Annotated in this window: 19 protein-coding genes; 10 read left to right on the top strand and 9 right to left on the bottom strand. The window is 44.1% G+C overall.

Annotation, left to right across the window (positions count from 1 at the left end; translation table 11 throughout):
* The first annotated feature begins 42 nt into the window (after nt 1-42).
* The 4 genes from LNTAR_RS22750 (at nt 43) to LNTAR_RS22735 (ending at nt 3,437) form a co-directional block, all read left to right on the top strand.
* Nucleotides 43-480: a transposase gene (locus tag LNTAR_RS22750; protein ID WP_337998514.1), complete on the top strand. Its 438-nt coding sequence runs from the start codon at nt 43-45 to the stop codon at nt 478-480.
* A 295-nt stretch (nt 481-775) separates the two neighbouring features.
* Complete coding sequence (locus tag LNTAR_RS22745) at nt 776-1,048, top strand: hypothetical protein (protein WP_007281126.1); 273 nt, start codon at nt 776-778, stop codon at nt 1,046-1,048.
* Nucleotides 1,049-1,206: 158 nt separating this feature from the next.
* Nucleotides 1,207-2,373 carry an IS256 family transposase gene (locus LNTAR_RS22740; protein WP_007279126.1) on the top strand — a complete coding sequence of 389 codons (1,167 nt, stop codon included), beginning with the start codon at nt 1,207-1,209 and terminating at the stop codon, nt 2,371-2,373.
* Nucleotides 2,337-3,437, top strand: coding sequence for an IS110 family transposase (locus LNTAR_RS22735; RefSeq protein ID WP_420798235.1), 1,101 nt, complete (start codon nt 2,337-2,339; stop codon nt 3,435-3,437). Before LNTAR_RS22740 ends, LNTAR_RS22735 begins: the two co-directional genes overlap by 37 nt.
* 261 nt (nt 3,438-3,698) lie before the next feature.
* Here the strand turns inward: LNTAR_RS22735 and LNTAR_RS22730 are convergent, their stop codons facing one another.
* The 5 genes from LNTAR_RS22730 to thrS all read right to left on the bottom strand — a co-directional run bounded on the left by LNTAR_RS22730 (nt 3,699) and on the right by thrS (nt 13,497).
* Nucleotides 3,699-6,125: an acyl-CoA dehydrogenase gene (locus LNTAR_RS22730; RefSeq protein ID WP_007281124.1), complete on the bottom strand. Its 2,427-nt coding sequence runs from the start codon at nt 6,123-6,125 to the stop codon at nt 3,699-3,701.
* A 166-nt stretch (nt 6,126-6,291) separates the two neighbouring features.
* Nucleotides 6,292-7,473: a thiolase family protein gene (locus tag LNTAR_RS22725; RefSeq protein ID WP_007281123.1), complete on the bottom strand. Its 1,182-nt coding sequence runs from the start codon at nt 7,471-7,473 to the stop codon at nt 6,292-6,294.
* 10 nt (nt 7,474-7,483) lie between these two features.
* Nucleotides 7,484-9,772 (bottom strand): 3-hydroxyacyl-CoA dehydrogenase/enoyl-CoA hydratase family protein, encoded by a 2,289-nt coding sequence (locus LNTAR_RS22720; protein WP_007281122.1) that lies wholly within the window; start codon nt 9,770-9,772, stop codon nt 7,484-7,486.
* A gap of 11 nt (nt 9,773-9,783) precedes the next feature.
* Nucleotides 9,784-11,523 carry an AMP-dependent synthetase/ligase gene (locus tag LNTAR_RS22715; protein WP_007281121.1) on the bottom strand — a complete coding sequence of 580 codons (1,740 nt, stop codon included), beginning with the start codon at nt 11,521-11,523 and terminating at the stop codon, nt 9,784-9,786.
* Nucleotides 11,524-11,685: 162 nt separating this feature from the next.
* Nucleotides 11,686-13,497 carry a threonine--tRNA ligase gene (thrS, locus tag LNTAR_RS22710; protein WP_007281120.1) on the bottom strand — a complete coding sequence of 604 codons (1,812 nt, stop codon included), beginning with the start codon at nt 13,495-13,497 and terminating at the stop codon, nt 11,686-11,688.
* A gap of 108 nt (nt 13,498-13,605) precedes the next feature.
* Here thrS and LNTAR_RS22705 point away from each other — a divergent pair, with 108 nt between their 5' ends.
* Nucleotides 13,606-14,241 carry a thiamine phosphate synthase gene (locus LNTAR_RS22705; protein ID WP_007281119.1) on the top strand — a complete coding sequence of 212 codons (636 nt, stop codon included), beginning with the start codon at nt 13,606-13,608 and terminating at the stop codon, nt 14,239-14,241.
* Here LNTAR_RS22705 and LNTAR_RS22700 read toward each other — a convergent pair.
* From LNTAR_RS22700 to LNTAR_RS22690, 3 genes are read right to left on the bottom strand one after another with little or no spacing between them, the layout of a single operon-like run.
* On the bottom strand, nt 14,238-15,194 hold the full coding sequence (locus LNTAR_RS22700) for a tyrosine recombinase XerC (RefSeq protein WP_007281118.1): 957 nt from the start codon (nt 15,192-15,194) through the stop codon (nt 14,238-14,240). The two genes, LNTAR_RS22705 and LNTAR_RS22700, sit on opposite strands and share 4 nt — an antisense overlap.
* Nucleotides 15,195-15,197: 3 nt before the next feature.
* Nucleotides 15,198-16,793 carry a formylglycine-generating enzyme family protein gene (locus LNTAR_RS26305; protein WP_007281117.1) on the bottom strand — a complete coding sequence of 532 codons (1,596 nt, stop codon included), beginning with the start codon at nt 16,791-16,793 and terminating at the stop codon, nt 15,198-15,200.
* A gap of 6 nt (nt 16,794-16,799) precedes the next feature.
* A complete protein-coding gene (locus LNTAR_RS22690; protein WP_007281116.1) occupies nt 16,800-17,249 on the bottom strand; it encodes a PTS sugar transporter subunit IIA in 450 nt (149 codons plus the stop codon).
* A 221-nt stretch (nt 17,250-17,470) separates the two neighbouring features.
* Between LNTAR_RS22690 and LNTAR_RS22685 the strand changes: the two genes are divergently transcribed.
* From LNTAR_RS22685 to LNTAR_RS22665, 5 genes are all read left to right on the top strand, one after another.
* Entirely contained in the window at nt 17,471-18,643 is a 1,173-nt protein-coding gene (locus LNTAR_RS22685; RefSeq protein WP_007281115.1) for a phosphoribosyltransferase family protein, read from the top strand.
* Between the two features lie 11 nt (nt 18,644-18,654).
* Nucleotides 18,655-20,304, top strand: a complete 1,650-nt coding sequence (locus LNTAR_RS22680) for a fatty acid CoA ligase family protein (protein WP_007281114.1) — start codon at nt 18,655-18,657, stop codon at nt 20,302-20,304.
* A gap of 11 nt (nt 20,305-20,315) precedes the next feature.
* On the top strand, nt 20,316-21,029 hold the full coding sequence (locus LNTAR_RS22675; protein WP_157473803.1) for a hypothetical protein: 714 nt from the start codon (nt 20,316-20,318) through the stop codon (nt 21,027-21,029).
* Between the two features lie 90 nt (nt 21,030-21,119).
* Nucleotides 21,120-23,015 (top strand): protein kinase domain-containing protein, encoded by a 1,896-nt coding sequence (locus LNTAR_RS26300; RefSeq protein WP_007281112.1) that lies wholly within the window; start codon nt 21,120-21,122, stop codon nt 23,013-23,015.
* The gene (locus LNTAR_RS22665) at nt 22,996-24,153 is read left to right on the top strand and encodes an aminotransferase class I/II-fold pyridoxal phosphate-dependent enzyme (RefSeq protein ID WP_083800125.1); all 1,158 of its coding nucleotides are present in this window, start codon (nt 22,996-22,998) and stop codon (nt 24,151-24,153) included. The genes LNTAR_RS26300 and LNTAR_RS22665 overlap by 20 nt, the downstream gene beginning before the upstream one ends.
* Here the strand turns inward: LNTAR_RS22665 and LNTAR_RS22660 are convergent, their stop codons facing one another.
* Nucleotides 24,154-25,407: a Glu/Leu/Phe/Val family dehydrogenase gene (locus LNTAR_RS22660; protein WP_007281110.1), complete on the bottom strand. Its 1,254-nt coding sequence runs from the start codon at nt 25,405-25,407 to the stop codon at nt 24,154-24,156.
* Between the last annotated feature and the right edge of the window lie 63 nt (nt 25,408-25,470).

Here is a 25,470-nt window from a genome sequence, read left to right as displayed (position 1 = left end):
CCGTACAAAAGGTGATATTCGAACCTCTAAAAAGCCTCGTTTATTCAAAGAACAGAGACAAACTCAAGGAAAAGATCAGCAAACTATAGAAAATTAAAAGAGCTGAACACTGCAACAGCCATGGCATACCAAATGCGCTTAAGTCTCCAAGATATTTTTAAAACGAAGTCCGAAATCAAAGCTTTGTTAGGGTTAAAAGCATGGATATCTTGGGTTCATAATGAAGCTGAAAAAGAAATGTGGAAATACTTTTTAAACCCTCTAAAGAAATTTGCCGAATCTCTTACAAAACATTTTGATGGAATTATTGCTCGATGGAGGCACGGAACAAGTAATGCTGTATTGGAAGGAATTAATTCCGTTTTCTCAGCAGTTAAAAGACGGGCCAGAGGGTTTAGATCTAAAGAATATCTAAAAATGATGCTCTATTTCACTAAAGGAAATTTAACTGGGATACCAAACCTCATCCCCTCAAAGTGAGAAAGAACCCATGAATTACACTTATCTCATTGTATATAAGTTATTTATATCTTAATCAGTGAGCCCTAGATAAATATAATGAGGGGGTCTGGGGGAGAAATTTTAGAATTAAAAAAGGAACATATAAATTTAACCATTCTCGGTACGAATCGGGGCTCCTGTCTTTTAAAGACTTTCTGGGCATTTCGACCGGGAATGTTTACCAGCGGGACGAATACTCAGAAAGCTTCAGGCACGAATGCTATAGGAATTTCGCATGCTGTTTTTTAAATCTATATATTCCCTAGGAGTAAAAATGTATAATACAAGAACTAAAAATCCATCTGAATATCAAGTTATTATTGCGATCGACTGGGCGGATCAAAAGCATGACCTACGAATTCTTAAGGATTGTGAAGAAGAATGTAAAGTTATCAGTAGTGATTTACTTACTCTCAAAAACTTCTTTGATACACTCATACTTGAAACTGTTAATGGTTCCATTGCCATTGTCATCGAGAGCTGCCAATCTGCACTGATGAATTTATTAATATCATTCACGGAGGGTAGTGTCCCAAATTTTCTGTAAATTCTGCTATTGCTCTACTTTAAGAGTTATGAATAGCTTCCGAGACTTCGCGAGAATGGGAACTTTCTCGTCGGAGCGAAATTGAGGAAGTTGTTTGTAACTCGGGGTAAAGAAGATGCAGAGTGGTGTTGTACCAAAACAACCCACAAGGAATTATTATGCACCACTCTACACAAGAAAACAGTAGCGTCTTATTAGAAATGATCCAACAAGTTACAGAAAACGGCGAAAGCGGAATGCTTGAAGCGATGAGAGTTTTATTAAATGAAGCGATGAAAGTGGAGAGAAGTAATTCTCTTGAAGCTGATCCATATGAACGTAATGAAAGTCGCTTGGGTTATGCTAATGGCTATAAAAATAAAACTGTAAACACTCGACTTGGAGCAATGAAGCTTAATATCCCTCAAGTCAGAGGTGAAATTGATTTTTATCCAAGTTCTTTGGAGAAAGGCTTGCGAAGTGAACGAGCTTTAATGACAGCTATGGCAGAGAGTTATATTCAGGGGACATCGACTAGAAAGGTGACTAAACTTTTAGAGAAAATATGTGGTCTATCTGTAAGTAAATCACAGGTATCCCGTGTGGTAACTGAGCTAGATGAGAGTTTAGAAAAGTGGCGCAACCGTCCTTTAGGTAAATATTCTTATCTTTTGGTGGATGCGAGATACGAGAAGGTTAGAGTAGATAAGACTGTTCGAGATTGTGCTTTACTTATTGCCTATGGAATAGATGAATCAGGAAAACGTTCAGTCCTCGGAACAAGTGTTTCTTTAAGTGAAGCGGAAGTTCATTGGAGGAACTTTTTTCTGTCATTGAATGCTCGAGGACTCCATGGCCTCAAGATGATTACCAGTGATAGTCATTCGGGCCTAAAAGCAGCGTTAAAGACTGTATTTGGTTCTATCCCATGGCAGAGATGTCAATTTCACTTACAGCAAAATGCTGGTGCTTATGTCCCTAAGAAAGCTATGCGCTCAGAAGTAGCTCAAGATATTAGAGATATCTTTAATGCACCTTCAAAGCTTGAGGCTGAAAGGCTTTTAAAGCTTACTTGCTTAAAGTATGAAGAAAAGGCTTCACATTTATCTGAATGGATGGAATCTGCACTTCCTGAAGGCTTTTCTGTATTCGATCTCGAGCGTTCTTGTTGGACAAAACTGAGAACGACCAATATGGTTGAAAGACAGAATCGAGAAATTCTCAGGCGAACTAGAACCGTATCTATATTCCCAAATGAAGCTTCACTTCTTAGATTAGCATCCGCTATTCTTATGGAATTAGATGAAACCTGGATAGCTACAAAAAGAGTTTATCTATCTGTTTAACTAAAATTGGTCAACACCAATTTACAGAAACAACGGGACTCTATCTCACGGAGTTTGATATCTATGTGGTTCATCCTACGACTGCTTCAAAGTTTGCTAAAACATTTCATTTGAGTGGTGCTAAAAGTGACCGAGCAGATACTAAATCATTACTTGAACTGTATTTAAAACATCCTGATAAAGTTCAAAAAGTAGACTCATCTTTTTCAAAGGGGAAACTGAAGCGACTTAATATAAAAAGGCGTGATTTAGTAGGTGATAGAACTCGTTTAACTAATCAATTAACTGCGTTATTGAAGATTTATTACCCAAACGCCCTCAAAGTCGTGGGCAATCATTTATATGCAGATATGTTTCTAGACTTTTTAGATAAATATCCAAGCCCGCAGGATGTCATTAATGCTCATCAAATCGGCATTACCAAATTCTTTAACAAACGCAGTACCAAGCATAGTAAAACAAAAGAGAGAGTTCAAATATTACGCTCCTCCATAATTGTTGTTAATGATGAAGATGAGTTGGATTACTACATATTTGAGATACAACAATTCTGCCACAAAATCAGGAGTTTAAATAAGGTCATTAAAGCTTATGACGAAAAAATTGAGCAAGCTTATCGCAGTAATGAGGACTATGAAATGTTTCAATCTTTCCCAGGAGCAGACCCTAGTATCGGCCCACGTCTTATGGCTTTCTTTGGGGGCGATCGAGATAAATTTAAGTCTGTAAATGAGGTCCTTAAAATTAGTGAAATAGCTCCTGTGACAATTCAGAGTGGAAAAATGAATATTGTCCGAAGACGTTTTTCATGTGATAGGTTCACTCCACTTAGTTTTGTGGAGTTCGCAAATAATTCCATAAGATCGTCAATATGGGTACATGAATTTTATTATCATAAGAAAGCTCTTAACATACCTCATTTCACTATACTTAGAGCTTTGGCCTACAAATGGATTCGTATCATGTATCGCTGCTGGAAAACGAGAACTCCATATAATGAAAAGACCTATCTAGAAGTATTGGCGCAAAGACGACCTGCATGGTTTCAGAAATTCGTTAATTAATCTCGTATTCTACTTGCAAGTGCACTCAGAAAAGCCCAGCGTTTTTGACTGATGACTGCAGGGCGAAGCCCGATCTGCAGTGAGCTTGCGAACGATCTGCAAGCGAATAAATGAGAGATCTTTTTCTTTTAGCGTAGCGGTCTTTCAGGCCGCAGGCCGGTCTTGTGATAGAATGCGAGGGAGCTCCGCCCCTCGAGCACCCCGCAAGGAGTTGCCACCCCTTGACCCGGCGGTAGGCTACGCCCAATAATCTCGAAAAGATTAAGTGAGTGCGGTGGGGCTGCGGGTGTGGAGGTAGTCGTCGAGTTCGAATTCGTCGACTTGGATGGCGGCTTCGCATTTCTCTACAGTTTGCTTGAGGAAATCGACTTGCTCAGCAGTGATGGAGCTATTAGCAAAGCCTTCCTTGATCATTGCACTGGGATGCTTGGCTTTGACGCCGGACTTCTTGATTTTATCGAAGAGTTCCTCGGATTTGACTAAGTCGACGAAGGCTTCTTCGAGTTTACCGAGGCCCTCGCGTTCCGAACTGGGGATATACATGCCATAGGAGAAGCGATCGCGTTGCTCACCGGGAGTCATCATCGCGAGGGCAATCTTTTGGCCAGTTTTATCATCGGGTCCCGAACCAAAGCTATTGAAGCGGAAGAAGGGGCGATGGATATATTTGAGGATGGGACTGAGGAGGGGGAGCTCAATATTTTGCAAGATGCCATCAAAGGCAGTGGAGATATTTTCCATGCAGCGATCTAGGGCCCAAGTGGCATGGGGGAGATCTTCTTTTTTGCAACCTTCATGTTCATAGCGTTTGATCACTGTGCAGGCGAAGTACATCCAGGAGAGCATATCACCAAAACGGCCAGTGATGCGTTCGGCGCGTTTTAAGTTGCCGCCATAAGAACCCATGGCCATATCTGCGAAGACCGCAAAGAGTGAGGAAGCCCAATTGATGCGACGCAAGTATTTGCTGAAGGGGCCAGAGGGCACGGGGCTAAGCCAACCGCGGGTCAAAGTGAGCAACTTGGCACGGGTGACGTTAGAAACCACAAAGGAAATGTGTGACCAAAGGGCTTTATCAAAAGCGGCGGCATCGCCACTCTCGATGGCGTTGACTTCATCCATGGCAGTGGGGTGACAGCGAATCAGTCCTTGACCAAAAATAATCATGGTGCGGGTGAGGATATTGGCGCCTTCCACGGTTATGGCAATGGGAGTGGAAGTGTAGGCGTTGGCAAAGATATTTTTGGGGCCTCGAGAAATACCTGAGCCGCCACTGATATCCATGGCGTGATTAATGGAGGTGCGCACGGTCTCGGTGAAGTGATATTTAGCGAGGGCGGAAACCACGGAGGGTTTTTCGCCGCTATCGACTCCACCGCAAGTGTAGATGCGGGCGGCTTCGAGCATGTAGTTGTAGCCACCGACTTCGCACATGGCTTCTTGGATGCCTTCGAATTGCCCAATGGAGAGCCCAAATTGCTTGCGGACTTTAGCATAGGCACCCACGGCACGGTTGCACATCTTGCTGGTACCAGTCGAGGTAGCAGGCAGGGTGACAGCGCGTCCAGCGGAGAGGCAGTTCATGAGCATGCGCCAGCCAATGCCAACGCCACTGTGGCCACCAATGACGTGTTTTTCGAGGGGGAGTTCCACATTCTCGCCATTGATGGGGCAGTTATAGAAAGAGGAGCCGAGGGGATCGTGACGACGACCGAGGTGAATGCCGGGGGCATCACTGGGAATGAGGGCACAAGTAATGCCGAGTTCTTCACCTTTGCCCAAGAAGTTTTGCGGGTCCCGCAATTTAAAGGCAAGGCCAATGACGGTGGAGACTGCAGCGAGGGTGATGTAACGCTTTTTGAAGTTAAAGCGCAGATAGAGTTCGCCATCTTCTTTTTTAAAGACTTCGGCATGGGAGGAAATGGATCCGGCATCGGAACCTGCCATGGGCTCGGTCAGGCCAAAGCAGGGGATCTCGCGACCATCGGCTAAGCGTGGTAAGTAATGATCTTTTTGTTCTTGGGTGCCGAAATGGGAGAGCAATTCACCTGGGCCCAGGGAGTTGGGCACCATGACAGTAATACTCAGGGGACCACAATGAGAGGCGAGTTTCGAGCAAACGGAGCTGACGGCAAGTCCGGAAAAAGCGAGACCGCCATATTCCTTGGGGATGATCATCGAGAGGAAGCCGGATTTTTTGATGAATTCCCAAGTCTCGGGGGTGAGGTCACCACGGCAAGCGACATCATAATCACTGACCATTTTGCAGAGTTCTTCCACGGGGCCATCCATGAAGGCTTGTTCCTCGGCGGTGAGTGAGGGGTAGGGCTGAGAGAGGATGCGTTTGAAGTCGGGAGAACCAGAAAAGAATTCTTTTTCGACCCAAACCGTGCCGGCATCAATGGCTTCGCGTTCGGTTTGTGAAATAGCGGGCAAGAGGCCGATCTTTCCGAGGAAAGTCATGACGGGTTTGGAAATGAGTGCACAGCGTATGGGGGGGACAATGAAAATTGCGAAGACCGCAAGCACAATGAGGGGAGGCACAAAGCTCGAACTATAGCCAGCCACAAAGATGAGCGAGGCAATCGCCCAAAGAAATCCCGGCAGGTTCCTATATGCCAAGACCAAAAGAACAATCACGAAAATGGGGATTGATATGTAGAGCGGTGTGTTGGCTAGGTAGTTCATTTTATTTTCCTTGTGTTTGTATTGAAAGAGTTGATTGACGATTCACCATTTATGCGCCGTTCCGAGCTTAGGTTGCGCTGACGCTTAGGTTCCTTCGGCTGGCTTATTCGGCACAGTTTGGATAATCGTATGTTTTAAGTCTCTTTCCTGTTTGTTGGGTGTTTCCTTATATTCTTAGGTTTTCAAAAATTCCTGCTGCGCCCATGCCACCACCAACGCACATGGTGACCATGCCGTAGCGAAGTGAACGTCGTTCCATTTCGTGGAGCAGGGTGGCAGTGAGTTTGGCTCCGGTGCAACCGAGGGGGTGACCGAGGGCAATGGCGCCGCCATTGACATTGACGATGTCGGGATTTAAGCCGAGTTCGTTGATCACGGCAATGGATTGTGAGGCAAAGGCTTCGTTGAGTTCAATGAGCTCAATATCTTTGAGGGATAAGCCAGTTTGCTTGAGAACTTTGGGAATGGCAGCCACAGGACCCATGCCCATGAGGCGTGCGGTTACGGGGGCCACGGCAAAGCCAATGAGTTTGGCTCGTGGAGTGAGATTGCGTTCCTGGAGGGTTTGCTCATTGACCAAGACTGAGAAGGCGGCGCCATCGGACATTTGCGAAGAGCTCGCCGCCGTGACGGAACCACCTGCACGGAAAACGGCAGGCAGCTTAGCCAAGCTCTCGATGGAGGAACCAGCGCGGGGACCTTCGTCAATGCTAAAGCGGAATTTGCGTGTGTGCAGGTTGCCGTCTTTATAATGATTGACTTCGAGATCGAGGGGAATGATTTCCTCTTTAAAATAACCTTGCTCAATAGCCTTGAGGGCGTTCTCGTGTGAGCGCAGTGAGAATTTATCCATGCTCGTCCGCGAAACATTATATTGCTTGGCGACCGCTTCGGCAGTATTGCCCATATTCAGGTAGGCATCGGGGAAGATATCATTGAGTTTTGGGTTGGCGACGAAATTATTGCCACCGAGAGTGAGTAGGCTCATGGATTCACAGCCACCGGCTGCTAAGACGCTGGCGTGACCACAGGCAATGGCTTGGTGGGCCATGGCAATGGATTGCAAGCCCGAGGCACAAAAGCGGTTGATGGTGACGCCGGTGATTTTGTTGCCAAGGCCCGCCGCTTGACCGACTTGCATGGCCATGTTCATTCCTTGTTCAGCTTCAGGAGTTGCGGAGCCAAGCATGAGATCCTCGATGTCCTCGAGATGGAGATTATCGACTTTATTCACAGCGCCTTTGAAGGCGGCGGTCGCGTAATCTACAGGAGGGACGTGGGCGAGGCTCCCACGATTGGCTTTACCCACGGGAGTTCTAACTGAGCTGACTATGTAGACATTATTCATGATGGGCTCCTTAGTTTCGCAGTGGGCGGTTGAATTTTAAGATACTCTCTATTCGAGCCAGGGTTTTGGCTTCTCCTAGGAGTGAGAGGAAGACTTCGCGTTCTAAGTCGAGGATGTATTGCTCGTCAACCATCGAGGCGCGGGTGAGGTTTCCCCCGCAGATGATATGGGCGAGTTTACAGGCGAGGAAATAATCGTATTTACTGATGAACTGACTCTGCAGCATATTATAAGCCCCCGCCTTGAAAGTACTGGCGGCATTGGCGCCGAGTGCTAAGAACTTGGAGGGGCGCGGTGAGCTATAAGGCAGTTCACTCAATTGCAAGAGTAATTGTGCCGCCACGTGCAAACGCCTTTCAGCATTGGTGACGAGAGTGGCATTGGGGTTGAGGTAACGCTTGCTTTGGGCGTCTAATCCTGAGGCACTGACTTTTGCCATGGCAATGGTGAGCCAATTTTGCCGTAAGAAGGGTTCAACCAAGAAGGCTTTTTGTTCGCCAGCCATGGTGGCGGCGAGCTTGGCCATACGCATGGTACCGCCACCCGCAGGGATGAGGCCAACGCCGAGCTCCACTAAGCCCATGTAGGATTCTTGGGCGACAACCGCATGGGGGGCAGCCATGATGATTTCGCAAGCGCCACCGAGGGCCCGTCCTTGGACGACGGGGATGACTGGCTTGGAAGCGTAGTGCACCACTTGACTCATTTGCTGGAATTTATTGACCACCTCATTGATGGGGGCGAAGTCGCGGTTTTGGACGTGGCCAGCCATTTCTGCGAGGTTGGCACCGGCGGAGAACATGCTAGAATCATTGGCAATGAGGATGCCTTTAAATTCCTCTTTGTCTTCCACGAGTTTGACCGCATCGATAATGCCATCGAGGACGCGTGAGCTAATGGTATTGGCCTTGCCAGTGAATTCAAAGACGCAGATGCCTTGTTTCCAGTTGAGTAAGCGTGCGTCTTTGTAATCTTTGATAAGACGCATGCGTTTTTCTTTGATAGTGAATTGATCAGCGAAAGGAGATTTGGATTTAGTGAAACCCACTTCAGGATCAATTCGAGTAATCCATTCGGGAAGGGTGTAAACCGATCCCTTGAGATCATTGAGGATTTTTTTGAAGCCGATGGCCTGCCAGATTTCAAAAGGTCCCATTTGCCAAGCCCAGCCCCATTTCATGGCTTTATCAATGTCTTGGTGATTGTGACAGATCTCGGGGATGCGTCGCGCGGAATAAGACATGAGGGCTAATAAGAACTTGCGGTAGAAATCTCCGACGCGACCGGGATCATCGTAGAGGGCGCGCAAGCGTTTGCCCAAATCGGGGATCTTTTTGTAGGCATGGATATTTTCGAGGCTGATTTCTTTGGGACTTTGGTAGGAGTAATCACCGAAGTTGATGGAGCGGATCTCGCCATCGACTTTCGAGTAGAAGCCCTTTTTGGTTTTGGCGCCCAATTGCCCCTGCTTGACCATTTTTTTAATTTCGGTGGGCATGATAAATTCATTGCGGCATTCATCTTTTTTGATGGCGCTATGGAGATTGCTGGTGACATAGAGAATGGTATCGACGCCAATGAGGTCGAGGGTTCTAAAGGTAGCGGATTTTGGCCGTCCCATGAGCGGACCAGTGAGGAGATCAATTTCTTCGATAGTGAAGCCATCTTCAAATAGGGGGATCATGGATTTTTGCATGGCGTAGCAACCAATGCGGTTGCCAATGAAATTCGGCGTGTCTTTGGCGACGACAATGCCCTTGCCGAGGTGCAGGCGTGCGAACTCGGCAAATTCTTCGAGCAAGCCATCTTGGGTTTTTGGGCCCGGGATGAGTTCGAGCAGTTTCTGGTAGCGTGGGGGATTAAAGAAATGCACGCCGAGGAAACGCTTGAGTGATTTGTTTGAGAGATTTTTTGTGATGTCTTTGAGGGGTAGTCCGCTGGTGTTGGTGGCGAGGATGGCATCTGCTTTGACGTATTTACAGATTTGACTCCAAAGATTTTGTTTGATGGCGAGATCTTCGATAACCGCTTCTATGATGAGGTCAGCTTCGTCGAGGTGCTCGAGGTGATCGTCAAAATTGCCGGGGAAGATATTTTCGATAACGCTTGGACTATAGAGTGGGGATGGGTTGATCTTAAGTAATTTTTTGACAGCGCCTTCACTGATAGCAGAGGGTTTGGGGCCCGCGCTGGTGAGATCGAGGAGGGCAACTGAAAAACCACAATTTGCGAAGTGCGCCGCAATTTGAGAACCCATAACACCAGAGCCTAATACGGCTATGTGCTTAATTTTACTCATGTGGCGTCTCCTTATTTTTGGTAGATTTCTTGAATGATGTGATCGTAATTGATTTTGACGGCTTTGCGTTTCACTTTGAGCGTTGCAGTGAGCAAGCCATTGAGGGGGCTGAGCTCTTCGTGAATGATTTTGAATTTTTTGATTTGTGACCACTTGGGCAATTGCTCGTTGGCTTGGTCAATGCGCTGCTGATAATAAGCTGTGAGCTGAGGGCTTTGGCAGATGGCGTGAACATCGATGGTGTCGTGTTGCAGTTTTTTGGCAAAGCGCGGAAGTAGGGTGATCTCTGGGAAGATGAGTGCCGAACAGAAACGCTTGTCTTCGCCAATGACCAGGGCATGGGCAATAAAAGGGTCGGCTTTGAGAGCGGTTTCCAGAGGCGTGGGAATGACAAATTTTCCCGTAGACATTTTGAAAATGTTTTTCTTGCGATCGGTGATGAAGAGGTAGCCCTCGTCATCGAGGTAACCGATGTCGCCGGTGTGGAGCCAGCCATCTTTGAGGACGTCGTCTGTGGCTTCGGCATCTTTATAATAGGTTTCCATGATTTGTGGACCACTCACTAGGATCTCGCCATCTTCGGCAATCTTGATATTGGTTTCACTGAAAGCGCGTCCGGCCGTGCCTGGTTTGGGCGCTCTGAAGGGATTGACTGATATAACGGGAGCTTCGGTCATGCCGTAGCCCTCGAGGATGGGGATGCCGGCATTATTTAAGAAGCGACAGAGCTCGGTGCGAAGGTGAGCACCGCCACTGCAGATGAAGGTGAGTTCGCCGCCAAAGATATTCTGCCAAGCTTGGTAGATGGGGGAGAAGGCTTGGTGCATGACTTGGTGTTCGGGATTGCTGGCATCGTAAACATGGGCAAATTCAAAAGCCTTGTTATAAATTTCGGGATCCACTTGGGGGTTGTTTTCCGCACCATTGGCGATGTGCAAATAGATTTTTTCTAAGAGGTGAGGGACAGTGGAGAAAGTTTGTGGTTTGACCATGGCAATATGCATCATGATTTGGTCGGGATTCGTGAAGTAGACACTGGTGCCGTGATAGAGCCAACGGTAGATTGCGGATTTCGCAAAAATATGGCTCAAGGGGAGGAAGCTGATTTCGCGATCGTGTTTTTTGATGCAGTCATCTAAATCTGCAACAATGATGGAGTTCAGGGTGATGAGGTTTTTATGCTCAAGCAATACGCCTTTGGGTTGGCCCGTGGTTCCAGAAGTATAAATAATCGTGAGGGGGGATTCGCCTGTAGATTCGGGGAGCTGAGTTTCTTGAGCATTGGCAATGAGCTGCGGGCCATAGAGTTCACCGGGAACTTCTTCGTCGCTGAGGATGAATCTCATTTCGGGTTGGAGTGCTTTGAGGCGATTGTACTGTTCTTTGCCATTGACGATGCAGAGGCTGGCATCGCTGTGTTGCAAAACATAAGAGATGGATTGGTCATTAAAGGTGAGGTGAAGTGGGACTGAAACGAAGCCCGCGAGTGAGATAGCCACATCGTAGAGGCAAAAACGAGAATTGTTGCTGAGGAAGACGGCGATTTTCGCTTGAGGTTCTAATTTAAGTGATTGCATGGAGTAGGCAATTTTGTGAACTGTTTCGTAGAATTCATAGTAGCTTAGAGTTTTCCAAGATTTGCCAGTCCAATCGTTGAGTAAGGCAGTCGTAGGCGAATTTTTCATTCCTAGCTCTAAGAGTTCTGAAACCGTAGATACAGAAGTGTCTATAATATCTTTTGCCGTATTCATGATTAGTGCCTTATTTTGTGGGATTGACTCTCTGTGAAAACATAATTCGGCGAGGATCAAAAAACAAATTTTTACTAAAGGAAAAAATTAAATGTTCATTTGAGGCATAAAAAAAGCCACTTTGATTTATCAAAGTGGCTTGGAAGGGCAGAAAAAGTTTTTTTAGATGATGGAACCCATGGGCTCACGCAACATTTTCCTTTCTTTTACTTCAGCTTTGAAAATTGCGACAAATTCATCACGTGAGACGGTGATTTGATCGCGTGAACCATAACGACGTACGGTCACGGTATTGTCGGCAACTTCTTGCTCGCCAATAATTAAGAGAATGGGGATTTTACGCTTAGTATTGGTACGGATTTTCTTGTTGAAAGTGTTGTTACTGTCATCGATTTCAACACGGTATAGATCTCTAGTTAGCTCATTAGCTATGGAGTTTGTAAATTCCATACAGGAATCCTGAACTGGAAGGATACATACTTGAACGGGTGCGCACCATGCAGGGAAAGCGCCGCCATAGTATTCCATAATGAAAGAGATAAAACGCTCATGGGTAGAAAGTGGTGCGCGGTGAATGATGATAGGCTCTTTTTCTGTATTATCACTATCAACATATTTAAGAGCAAATTTCTCTTTACAAGCTGACTGGAAGTCGACCTGAATTGTAGAAAGAGTTTCTTCACGTCCCATGAGGTTCTTAAACTGAACATCGATTTTTGGACCGTAGAAAGCGGCTTCGCCTTCGCCGACAAAGTATTCGAGGCCAAGCTCGTCCATGACTTTGGCAAGAAGAGCTTCGGCTTGGTCCCACACAGCAGGATCGCCGACAAATTTATCTGAATCGTCACGCACTGAGAGGCGGAAACTATAATCGGAGAATTTGAAGGTTTCGTAGAATTCCATATACATTTTAACCATGCTTCTGAATTCTTCTTCAAATTGATCTTCAGTTAGGTAGACGTGAGCATCGTTCATAGTCATGCAACGTACGCGAAGTAGACCTGAAAGTTCACCAGATTTTTCATAGCGGTAACAAGTGCCGTATTCACAGAGACGATAAGGCAGTTCTTTGTATGAACGAGGGCGTGCTGAGTAAATAAGGTGATGATAAGGGCAGTTCATGGCCTTGAGGTAATATTTTTCACTGTTTTCAGCGTCATCGCCTTCGTTGAGCTCCATTGGGGGGAACATGGAATCTGCGTAGTAAGGAAGGTGCCCTGAAGTCTGGAAAAGTTTTTCACTAGCAATATGCGGAGTGGATACTCGTTGGTAACCATACTTCATTTCCATTTCGCGGGCGTATTTTTCGATTTCGTCGCGAATGATTGTACCGTTGGGCATCCATAGAGCTAGACCTTTACCGACTTTTTCATCGAAGTGGAAGATATCGAGTTCTTTACCAAGTTTTTTGTGATCGAATTGCTCGGCAATGCGACGTCTTTCGAGGAAAGACTGAAGTTCCTCTGGAGTCTCGAAGCAGAGAGCGTAAATACGTGTGAGCTGCTTATTTTTTTCGCTACCGAGCCAGTAGGCACCAGCAACGCGGTCGAGTTTAAAAGCTTTGGCAGGGAGGTCGCCAGTGGTTTCCACGTGAGGGCCTTCACAGAGGTCGGCAAAATTACCGTTTTCGTAGAAAGAAAATTTCTCAACGCCACGAGAATGGAGATTGCGAACGTTTTCGATTTTGTATTCGCCTTCACCGAGATCCTCGAGTTTGGCTACGGCGCCTTCGATATCAGTTTCGCTGTAGTGGAATTCTTGCTTGCGACCAATGATTTTTTTCATGCGCTTTTCAATTTCTTTGAGTTTGTTTTCGGCAAACTCTTCTTCGCTGAAATCGAAATCGTAATAAAAGCCCGTTTCAATGGGAGGACCAAAACCGAGTTTGACTTTGGGGTAGACTTCTTGTACTGCTTGAGCGAGTACGTGAGCCATGGAGTGGCGAATTTTATAGAGATTTGAATTTTCGTCCATGAGTAATATTTCCAGAAAGCTTTAGATTAAAAAAAAATTTGCTCATAATAATGCCTTTATGCATTTGGGGCAAGTATGAAAAAATATTTTCGAGGAATTAAGTAAACTATGAATCAAGCCCTTTTGGAAGCAGTTGAGCCTTATTGGATTTACGATTATGACGTGGCGCAATCTTTGGACCCCAAAGCAAGTCTTTTAAAGAGCTTGGCCCAAGACTTGAAACTCATTCAGATTCGCGTCAAAAGCTTGGTGGATTTGGAGCTTAAAAAGCAAGTAAAGAAGTATTATGATTTGATCAAAGAAGCGAATCCAGCTTGCCATGTGATTATGAATGATTACGTAGATTTGTGTGCGGAATTCGCCATGGAAGGGGTTCATTTGGGGCAGAGTGATGACTCAGTCATCGAAGCTCGAAAGAATTTGGGCGAAAAGGCGATTATTGGCCTTACCGTGCGCTCGCTTGAAGAAGCTCAGGAAGCTCAAGGTTTGTTAGCGCAAGGCATTGTGGATTACGTGGGTGTAGGCACTGTTTTTCAAACGACGACAAAGCAAGGGCTGAAAGCGAAAGGCCCCGAGTTTATCGAAGAAGTTTTTAAGCTCATTCCCGCTGAGAAAGTTTATCCCATTGGTGGGATCAATAAAGAGAATTTAAGTGAGCTCAAAAAGATTGACGTCAAGCACGTGGCCTTATGCTCCGAGCTCTACAAAAATCCCGATGTGAAGGTTTATTGCGGAGTTTGTTAAGATTGAGCGTGGGGGTGGGCTTGGTCGTAAGCTTGTAATAAGCGGTCAGTAGAGATGTGTGTGTAGATTTGGGTGGTGGAGAGATTTTCGTGACCGAGGAGTTCTTGTACTGATCTCAAATCCGCTCCAGCATCGAGCAAGTGTGTGGCAAAGGAGTGCCTAAGTTTGTGCGGTGTGATGTCTGGAGGCAGTTGACAGGATTGCAGGTAAGCTTTGAGGTTTCGCTGGATGGAGCGCGCACTCAAGCGTTTGAGATCTTTGAGGTTGATGAAAACGGGGTCATTGGCTGAGGTCCAATTGAGTTCGGCATTTTTTCTGCAAGCAAAGTATTGTTCGAGGGCTTGTTTGGCGGGATTGCCCAAATAAGCGGTGCGTTGTTTTTTTCCTTTACCAAAGATCTTGAGAGTTGATTCCTCGAGGTTGATTTGATCGAAGTTGATATCGAGGGCCTCTTGGATACGCAGACCCCCACTATATATAATCTCGAGGATGGCTGCATCGCGACTGGCCATGAAGTCGTTGTTCTTGCCTTTTTTTTGAGCCCAGTAAGGGGCGGGGGAGCTGAGTAGGGTGGAGATGTCTTCTCGCGATAAAATGAGCGGCAGGCTTTTATCTTTCTTTGCGGCTTTAATATCTTGAAAGGGGTTGGTGCTTTGGAGTTCTTCTCTTTGAAAAAAATTATAGAGGCTCCGCAGGGAGGAGCACTTTCGGAGCAAGGTATTTTTCGAGATTTTGCTTTCTTGTAGAGAAAAGATGTAGCCCTTAGCGGCGTTTTTATCGATTTGCTTCCAGGCCAAAGACTGAGCTTCAATAGCTTCATCACCCCAAGTTTGAGTGATGAATTCTACGATATCAAAAAAATAGGCTTTTTGAGTGTGGAGGGAAAAGTTCTTTTCGGTTTTTAAGTATTTAAAGAATGCCAACAGTGCGTTGTCTTTGAATGGCAAATCCATGATTTAGGTCATATTGGCAATATAGTAATCTTTAAAGTACTCAGCAGGAACGTGGATGACGCGGAAGCCGAAGTAATCTTCTCTACGGCTTGGTGGGTAAGAAACCACACTTGAGTGAGTGTTACAGAAATCGATGGGAGATCTCCAAGAACCGCCTTTTAGAATGTGTGGATCGCGCTCGTCGTCAAATGAGTCGTTGGTCCATTCCATTGCGTTGCCGACCATGCCCACAACGCCGTAAGGGCTGCAGTTATTGGCATAGTAATCTACTGAAGAACAAGAAAGAGGTTCATTGACACCATCGTTGAATAGAGCGACTTCTATTGTGGGAGATTGCTCGCCCCAAGGGTAGTGAAGACCGTAAGTGCCACGAGCCGCAGCTTCCCATTCGTATGAAGTGGGGAGGTTGTAGTACTCGCCAGTGACTTTACGAAGCCAGCGGCAGTAGTTTTTGGCGTCGTTCCAACTGATGTTGACGATGGGGCATGTTGCGTAAGGCGCAACAGTGTTGATCTTTTCGACTTCCTCTTCTGGTAGGCTTTGGCCCGTTTCATTGAGGTAATGAAAGAATTGATCTTTGGTGATTTGGAATTTGCTAATGCCAAAGGGGATAGTGACTTCATGAGGGCGGTTATCAGTACCAACGACATAGTTTCCTGCAGGAATGAGACAAAATGGAATGCCTTGGGTATCTGCATATTCGTTATCACCCGTAGAGCTTGGTGCCACAGGAGGTGCTACAGGAGCGGCCACTGGTTCTGGGCTAGCTTCTGGAACAACTGCAGGAGCTAAAGGCGGAGGCGGAGGCGGAGCGTCGGTATTCGCTTCGGTCAGCGTATCAGGACTTGAAAGCAGTGGGTCGAGAACTGGAGCGGCTTTCTTTAATGGTTTTGCGGGAGTTTCCTCTTTTTTAACGGCAGCTTTGATATTGCCAAATAGACCGTTGCTCGGTGTATGTGCGTGGAAAGCTTGTTCGTTAAGTGTGTTGTTGCCTGAGGATTTAAGCTTGAAATTTTCAGGGGGGGCGTCGTTGGCAGCGTTATTATTCAGGACGTTCGCTTGGATTTTATTAATTTGATCTTTGGCTTTGCGTCCAGAAACTTTGAGGCCGACACCTTGCGTTTTACCACCTGGGCGTTTGACGTTTAAGCCATCTGGAGTCGCGGTTTCGTTGCCGCTATTTTTACGTCTTAAGATGTGAGAGGCTGTCTTACCTTTTTTAATGGATAAGCCAGTCGCGTTGGTTTGATTTGAGGCGCTTTTGATTTTGAGGCCGGTTGTCTTTGTTCCAGGTATTTGAGAATCTTGACCAGGTTTTTTGATTTTGAGTGAACCGGTTTGATTTGAGGCACTCTTAATTTTAAGTCCACCCGTTTGGCTTCCGGGTATTTGTGAATCCTGGCCAGCTTTTTTGATTTTGAGTGAACCAGTCTTGTTTGAGGCACCTTTGATTTTGAGTCCACCCGTTTTGGTGTCTCGAACCGATGAAGATTGGTTGCCACTTTTTTTAACTTTTAAGCCGCGTTTGGCTTCACCCGGGTCAGCAGATTTTTGCTTGCGGATAAATTTTTTGGCGCTAGGAGGACGTTTTTGATTCATGTTTTACTAGTTGAGATTTTTAACTATAAATTGGTAAAATGAGTCAATATCTTCACAAAAATTTGTGAGTTGATCATGAAGTTGACTATTTTTTAGAAAGCTTGATAAACCAGCCAAGAGTTTTAAGTAAATATCTTGTTGACCATCAGGACCGCCTATCATAAAGATAAGCTGAGCATCTTTTTGGTCAAATGATTTCCAGTCAATACCGGCCTTACTTATGCCAATTGTGATAAAAAACTCGTCGATATCGGGTGTTTTGGCATGTGGGTAGGCAATTCCGAAGCCGAAACCCGTGCTCATGAGTTCTTCTCTATTGATCAGTGCTTGGAGGAAGTTATCGGAGTTATTGACTTTTTCGCGAGAGGCCTCGACCATTTCTTCGAGAGCTGAATTGATTTCATTCGCTTCTAGGAAAATGACGCGTTGGCGATCTATGTAATTGATTAGATTCACTAAATATCAAAACTCAATACGATTAATAATTGGGGGCTAATCTATCACCCAAGTTGGTGATGTCTACAGAGGTTTAAGTTCAAAACTCGACTAAATGTTGCTTTTTTTGTCCACCGAAAGATTTAAAAAAGAGAGGACTTTAAAAAAGCCTGTCTTGAAAAGAGTTCATATACCTTTAGTTTTTCGGGATTTTATTATCTATTAAACAAGGCCTACAAATCATGAAAAACACGATTATCATCGGTAACACTTCTGACAACCCTTTCGCAATTGATGTGGCTCACTTTTGTGGTCAAGTAGTTGATATTTCGGATGTTATAGCACTAAAAGATTTTCAGAATACTGAATTCTGTCCTCGTTTCATCAATGATGAGACGGCCTTTGAAGATATTGGCTATTACCTAAAGGGGAAGACGGTTGTTATTGTCTCGACTCAATCTTTAACTTTCTCAAGAAATTCGCTCTCAATGAGAAACCTCGTCATTGCGAGAGCCGCAAAAGACAATGGTGCTGAACAAGTGATTTTGATGGAACCTGATTTGTTTTACTCTTGTCAGGATCGTGGGCCTAGGCACGAACATTCGTTTTTTAATGAAGAACGTAGCGCTGAAATAAGAAAAAAATTCGATGGTCAACCCTTTACAGCTTTGCTCTATGCACAGCTTTTATCTTTAGCGGGTGTGGATCAGGCTTTCACGATTCACAATCACTCGTTCTCAACTCAAAACTTGTTCCAAAAAGAGCTGAATGGTTATTTTCATAACTATGTACCTTGCGATATATTCTCGCATTACTTAGCGAGTTCAGGTATTGTTGACCCAGGAAAAACGATCCTTTGTGCGCCGGATAAAGGAGCGGTACCTTTTGTTCAAATGATTAAAGATGAGATGTCACACCTCAATCCGCCGATCTTGAAAATGGATAAAGTTCGTTCGGGCGAACGTGCCATTGAAATGGAGCCAAGTGAAGATTCAGATATTGGTATGGAAGACATTGAGGGTAAAGATGTTATTGTCTTTGATGATATGGTAAGAACGGGTACAACAATTGTGAAATGTTGTCGTATTCTCAAGCAATATAAGCCAAGAAGAATCATCTTCTGTGTAACTCACTTCCATTCATCTGCGGAGAGCCGTGAGAAATTAGCTGATCATTCAATTGATGAAATTGTGACAACCAATACAATTCCAGCCATTTTAAACCGCGACCAACAAGGTCGTTTGCGTAAGAAAATTACAGTCTTGAAACTGGAAAACTGGATTGCGAATAAACTCAATAAGATTGTGACTGGTAAAGAAATTGCCTCTTCGCCGGGTGAGCTTTATAGCGTAGATATCAGTTCGAAAAACCCACGTTGGAAACAGCATATTTCTTCTGCCTTTGGGAATAAATAAGAATTTTTTTTATGAGCAATGCCAATATAGCTTGCCGTTTAGAAGAACAAGTTGATCAGCAAGCACACAAGCGTGCGGTCATCGAACTTCATAAACGTGATGAAAACTCGGGAGGGGGAATTTATAAGCACCTGACGTTTTTGCAGTTAGAAGAGTTGAGCTCTAAATATGCGCGAGCTTTCGCTGAATCGGGGATTACGAAAGGCAGTCGAGTGCTCTTGGGTGTAAAACCGGGAGCCGATTTGTGTGCGCTGACTTTTGCCTTGTTTAAAGTGGGGGCTGTACCGGTTTTTATTGATCCGGGAATGGGACCAAAGCATTTGCTTAATTGTGTTGAGCAGGCCAAAGCCGAAGCGATTGTGGGCTTGCCAGCAGTGTTTGTGTTTAAGCTTTTTAATTGTAAAGCTTTCGAGGGTGTTAAGATTAAGTGGAGCCTCGGTTTCTGTCCTATTATTGGGGTTAAGAACTTAAAGTCAGTTAGCTTTCAAGAGAAGTTTTATCCCGCCTGCCAAATGGAACAGAGTGATGTAGCTGCTTTGCTTTTTACGAGTGGAAGTACAGGTCCCGCTAAAGGGGTAGTTTACACTTGTAAGATCTTTAATTTCCAGTTGGATATCATTAAAGAGCAGTATGAAGTGGCAACGACAGATATGGATATGAGTGTCTTCCCTCTGTTTGCACTGTTCGCAGTTTGTATGGGGATGCCCACGGTGATCCCCGATATGGATACTTCTAAACCCGCGGCAGCCGACCCTGAGAAGATTTTGCAAATCATGGAAGAGCAGGATGTGAGTTTCTCATTTGGGTCACCAGCCTTTTGGAAAGTGATGGCCGATTATTGTGAGGAGAATAATCACAAATTAAATTCAGTTCGTTGTTTAGTGATGGCGGGATGTTCCGTTGAGCCAGACTTACATCGACGCTATTTAAATAATATTTTGAAAGAGGGTGCTGAAATTTATGTTCCTTATGGTGCCACGGAATCATTGCCCCTGACGAGTATGAAGGGCTCAGAAGTCTTGAGTTTTAGTGCGGAACGCTCGGAAGCGGGCGACGGGACTTGTGTGGGGAAACCCATGTCAGGTGAATATGATGTAAAAATTATTAAAATAAGTGATGATGCCGTAGAAGAGTGGTCGAATGATATTGTCTTGAAGCCTGGTGAAGTGGGGGAAATTGTCAACTCAGGGCCGATTACGACTCATGAGTATTACAATAACTCTAAAGGGACAAAGAAATCAAAAATTTATGATGGGGATAAGATCTGGCATAGGATGGGGGATTTAGGCTATTTCGACGAACAGGGTTACTTATGGTTTTGTGGACGTAAGAATGAACGCGTTGAGATAGAACAAGAATTGCTCTGTACGGATAAGATTGAGAATGTGCTCAATTTACATAAAAATGTTAAGCGCAGTGCCTTGGTTCCCCTTAATGAGAAAGAAGCGGCTTTGATTGTTGAACCTAATTGCGAAAAATTACTCGAGAGTCAAGATCGTCAGAAAGTTGCTATTCAGGAATTTGTCGATTTATTAAAGCAAAAGTTACCTAATTTGAAGATAGATAAGTTTTTATTTAAGGCAGATTTCCCCGTGGATGTTCGTCACAATGCAAAAATTAAACGTGACCTATTGCGTGAATGGGCCCAAAAAGAGATTTAAGAGGATTTAGGATGAAGATTACAGTATTTAGTTTGTTGTGTTTTGTGATGTCACTAAGCGCCGTGGCTCAAGAAGATCGATCAAAAATGAGCACAGAGAGTTTTGTGGCCTTGGCAAGAAAAGCTTTAATTGGAGAATCGTGGCTTAAAATGAAAGGCAATATCAATACTCGACCTAAAGAAGGGGAGAGAGCTCGTTACCCCTTTATTTTAACTGCCCTCATGCGTAAAGATAGCTTAGTTGTGAAGACCAAGCTAGAAGAGAGTGTGATGAAGGTCGCCTATAGTTTTGGTGAGGCCCACTCGACTAAAGAACTTGAATCAAAAAACAAGGAATTGTACGATAAATTACAGTTACGCCCCGGTGATTTTAGTTTATCTTTTATGTACTGGGACTTGATGAAAGAATATGATGTTGAGCATTTGGGCCTAGCGAGAATTAAATGCCGTGTATTTCTTCTCGCAGATCCAGATGAGAATGAATACGCTAAAGTATGGATTTCGGAGAAATATTTAGGCCCAGTGAAGGTGATGTGGAAGACTGGGAGTTTAGATTTTGATAAACCTGATCGATTGTTGCAATTCGAGGGTTTTACCAAAAAGAATAATCGTTCTATGCCCAAAGAAGCCTATTTAAAAAATGCTTATGGCGACATGCAGATTAAGTTTAATGAGCATGAAGGCGATTATGGTTTAAAGTTTCCTCAAAAATTATTCAATTTTTAAGAACTTTAAGTTCAAATAAACTTTTATTGCTATTTTTAATGACGTAGAGTGCAAATCTACGATTAATTTTGGTATAGGTGTAGTTTTCAAATGGAACATGAAGCTAAAGATTTAGTCAAGCAAATTCAGGCTTTAAAGAAGGGGAAGGACCTAGAAGACAGGGGACTCTTAGAAGTTGGTGGAATGGGTGAAGTTCATCGTAAATACGACATCCCTTTGAATCGTGATATAGCCTATAAAGTCATGCTCGACAAAATTGCAAAGGATGATGAACGCATCCTGCAGTTTGTTGAAGAGGCGAGGATTACGGGTAGACTCGAGCACCCAAATATAGTGCCAGTGCATAGTTTGGGGGTGGATGGGGAAGGTAAAGTTTTCTTCACAATGAAATACGTCCAAGGTGATTCTTTATCCGATGTTATAAAGCTTCTTTCTAGTGGAGAAGAAGAGTTTTTAAGCTTTTACAGTCAGTTTACTCTTTTGACTATTTTTCGAAAGGTTTGTGATGCAGTCTCTTTCGCCCATTTCAATGGCGTTGTTCACCGCGATATAAAGCCTGAAAATATCATGGTAGGCTCCTTTGGTGAGGTGCTATTGATGGACTGGGGGCTCGCGAAGTATCTTGGAGACGAAGATCGCGAGTACGATGAAGAAGACGGTGAGACTCCTTATCATCCAACAAATACATCTTTGACAATGGATGGTATTATTAAGGGAAGTCCGGGTTATATGTCGCCAGAGCAAGCTCGCGGTGATATTGATGATGTGGATGAGCTGTCAGATATCTTTTTACTTGGGGCGACACTCTATCATTTGTTCACTCATCGCCAGCCCTTTAAAGGATCCAGTTTAACTGATACAATCGAGAGGTCAGAGCTCAATAAAGTAAAACCTGTAGCCGATTTTTCTTTGCAGAAACAAATCCCTGTTGAATTATGCGATATTATTGAAAAAGCCATGGCGTCAAAGCAGGAAGATAGGTTTCAAACAGTCGAAGAGTTGTCTAATGCTATTGATGGTTTTCTGTCTGGTCAAATTATTTCAACTAAAATTGATTTCAAAAAGGGGCAAATCATCCTTAAACATGGTGATTTGGGTAATGACGCTTTTTTAATTGTGGAAGGTGAGGTTGAAGTCTACAAAAGAATTAATGGTAAAAAACATATTCTGACGCACTTAGGGCCAGGCGATGTTTTTGGTGAAATGGCCTTGATTACAGAGAAAACTCGCTCTGCAACAGTGAGTGCGACCATGAAAACTAAGTGCATTAAGATTTCTAATGATTGTCTTCATCGTCAAGTGGAAAAACTCCCACCTTGGTTTCAAGGAATGATGAGTTCGCTTTTTAAGCGCCTTAGGCAAATGGATGATGTGGCTCATCCCATGATTGTAGCTGATTGTACCTTTGAAGTTATTATGCAGGTTCGTTTGTTAATGGCAGTTTATGGCAGCTTAGATACGGATGGGAATATCAGTATGCCTTTACAGGAGTTGATGAGCGAAGTGGCAAATAATTTAAAAATTCCGAAAACGAGGATTCGTCCTGTTTTAGCTGGCTTAGTTGAGATGGGTTTAGCGCAAGATAATAATGCTACACGTCTTTCAATTACTAGTTGGACGCTCTTTTGCGATTTTGTCGATTATACGAAGAATGCTCCAAGTTTGGCTCGTACCTCAACGACTATAATTAGTTCTTTAAATATAAATCGGACTTATACGGATGGGAAAAGTTTGGTTCATCGAAATTTGCGTTTGTGGCCCAATGAAGTAATTCCACCCTTTGGTAAATTACAGCGTATAAAGGAGGAGCTTAATGGACATGAGCTCAAAGATTTCCGAATTCACTTTGGGAAAAAGCTACAAGAATTGAAGAATTATTCACTCTACTCAGAGTCACTGCAAAGCGCTCAAGGGAAAAAGCATAGAACAAAAGCTTTTAATCCAAGTACACCTCCAAAAATATTGGATGCTTTTAAGGATGTATGATGAGCAGAAGTATGAGGACTTTATACAAGAGGTAAAGCAAAAAGACTTGTTTAGGCAAGCTAAGGTTTATGAGTATTCACAGGGGGTGGAGTACAGCTTTGAAAACAAAACCCTAATCAACTTTTCTTCAAATAGTTATTTAGGTATGCACTTAGATAAACGTGTTGTCGAAGCATCTAGTCATGCGACTCAAAGTTTAGGTGTTTCATCAATTGCCTCGCGTTTAGTTTGTGGTACAATGCCTTTGCATGATGACCTAGAAAAAGCTGTGGCTCAATGGAAAGGGGCGGATGAAAGTATCGTTTTTAATAGTGGCTTTCAGGCAAATGTCGGTTTGATTCAGGCTTTGGCGGATAAAAACACCATGATTTTTGCTGATAAGTTGGTTCACGCTTCAATCATTGATGGCATTCGTTTGTCGGGAGCCAAGTTTCAGCGTTTTCATCATAATGATATCAGTTCTTTAGGAAAGCTCCTTGAACGCTACCAAGATGTAGAGCACAAAATTATTATTTCGGAAACCGTATTTAGTATGGATGGTGATGAGGCACCTATTGCGGATTTGGTGTCCTTGTCAAAAAAGTATGAGGCATTTTTATATTTAGATGACGCACATGGTGCTGGCGTCTACGGAGAAGATGGTTGTGGTCCCACGGGTAGGTGGGCAAAGGATGTGGATTTGCTGCTCGGAACTTTTTCTAAAGCTTTTGGGAGTTTTGGTGCTTATGCTTGTATAAGTAAGGCTTTGAAAGATTATTTTTTAAATACCTGTCGATCCTATATCTTTTCCACGGCTTTGCCTCCTGGAGTTATTGCGGCAAATTTAAAATCACTTGAGTTAATGGCAAGCGAGGAATATGAAGCTAAGCGAAGATCTTTATTGGAAAAGTGTAAGTACCTTCGCGAATCTTTAAAGCAAAAAAGTTATCAATTAATTGAAGGAGAGGGACCGATTATTGCCGTACTCATAGGCTCAGAAGAGGGGGCCTTAAATAAATCTAAAGAGCTCTTCGAAAAAGGTTTTTTGATACCGGCTATTAGGCCACCAACTGTTCCTAAAGGGAGTTCGCGTTTACGTTTAACTCTTTCAAGTCTTCATACATATAGGCAGATAGAAGACCTGTTAGCGCATTTTTAATTAAGGGAATATACCGCGCTCATTGTAGACTTCATCAATATTTTTCAATGCTCTTATATAGGCTGCTTCGCGTTTGCTTACATCAAGCTCTATGCTTAGATCGTGGACAATATGATAGGCTTTAATGATTTTGTCTTGGAGCTTCTCTAAGACGTGATGTTCGTGCCAGTAATCGTTAGAGCGGTTCTGGAGCCATTCAAAATAAGAGACAATTACGCCGCCAGAGTTCGCTAAAACATCTGGAATAACTTGAATGTCTTTTTCGGCGAGAATTTCATCAGCTCTGTTAGTGATAGGGCCATTTGCGCCTTCCGCAATGAGCTCGACCTGAGCTGCATGAGCTTCTTTTTCACCGATTTGGTTTTCGAGTGCGGCGGGAATCATCACGTCAGCTTTCATAGAGAAGAACTCCTCGCGGCTTAGGAGTTCTTGTCCCATGAAGCCTGCAATACTACCGTTTTCGGCAATGTATTCTGTGAGTTGGCGCACTGGAACTCCTTCCTTCATATAAAGGGTGCCGGCGCAGTCGTTCACGGCAACAACTTTCGCTCCAAGAGAATCTAGGCGCTTTGCGGCCCAGGATCCGACATTACCAAAGCCTTGGATAATGAAAGTTTTATCACTGATTTTATAATTGTGTTGTTTGGCCCATTCTTCGATGCACATGACGACGCCATAGCCTGTGGCTTGTGCGCGTCCTTTCGTTCCGCCAACTTTCACAGATTTACCGGTGACGACACCCTTTAAGCATTGGCGGTCAAGTGAGCCTGATGTATTGAGGTAAGTGTCCATCATCCAATTCATTGTTTGAGCGCCAGTGCCCATATCAGGAGCGGGGATGTCAAAATTAGGTCCGATATTATCTCCAAGTGCATGAACAAAACGACGAGTAATTTTTTCAATCTCACTAATAGAAAAGTCTTTTGGATTGAACTTTACGCCACCTTTTGCACCACCGAAGGGGAGGCCTGCTAAAGAACATTTGAGGGTCATGAGCATGGCGAGGCCCTTAACTTCATCTAAGTTGACTTGAGGATGGTAGCGAAAGCCGCCTTTATAGGGGCCGAGTATATTATTGTGCTGTATGCGATAACCTTTGAAGAGTTTCATTTCGCCAGAATCCATTCTCACGGGGAAGTTGACGATGATTTCGTTCTTGGGTTGTTTTAAGATTGTGTGTATGGTTTTGCTAATATCAGCTTTTTTACAAGCTTGGTTAAAAATATTGACGACATTTTTAAATAATTTGTCCATGAAAGACTCCCTTGTTTATTTTATTTTACTGCATTTGTGAGCCCAAAGGAATAGCAAAGAGTG

Origin of the sequence: Lentisphaera araneosa HTCC2155 (assembly GCF_000170755.1) — a bacterium.
Lineage (GTDB): Bacteria > Verrucomicrobiota > Lentisphaeria > Lentisphaerales > Lentisphaeraceae > Lentisphaera > Lentisphaera araneosa.
This window is presented reverse-complemented; position numbering and strand designations above follow the sequence as displayed.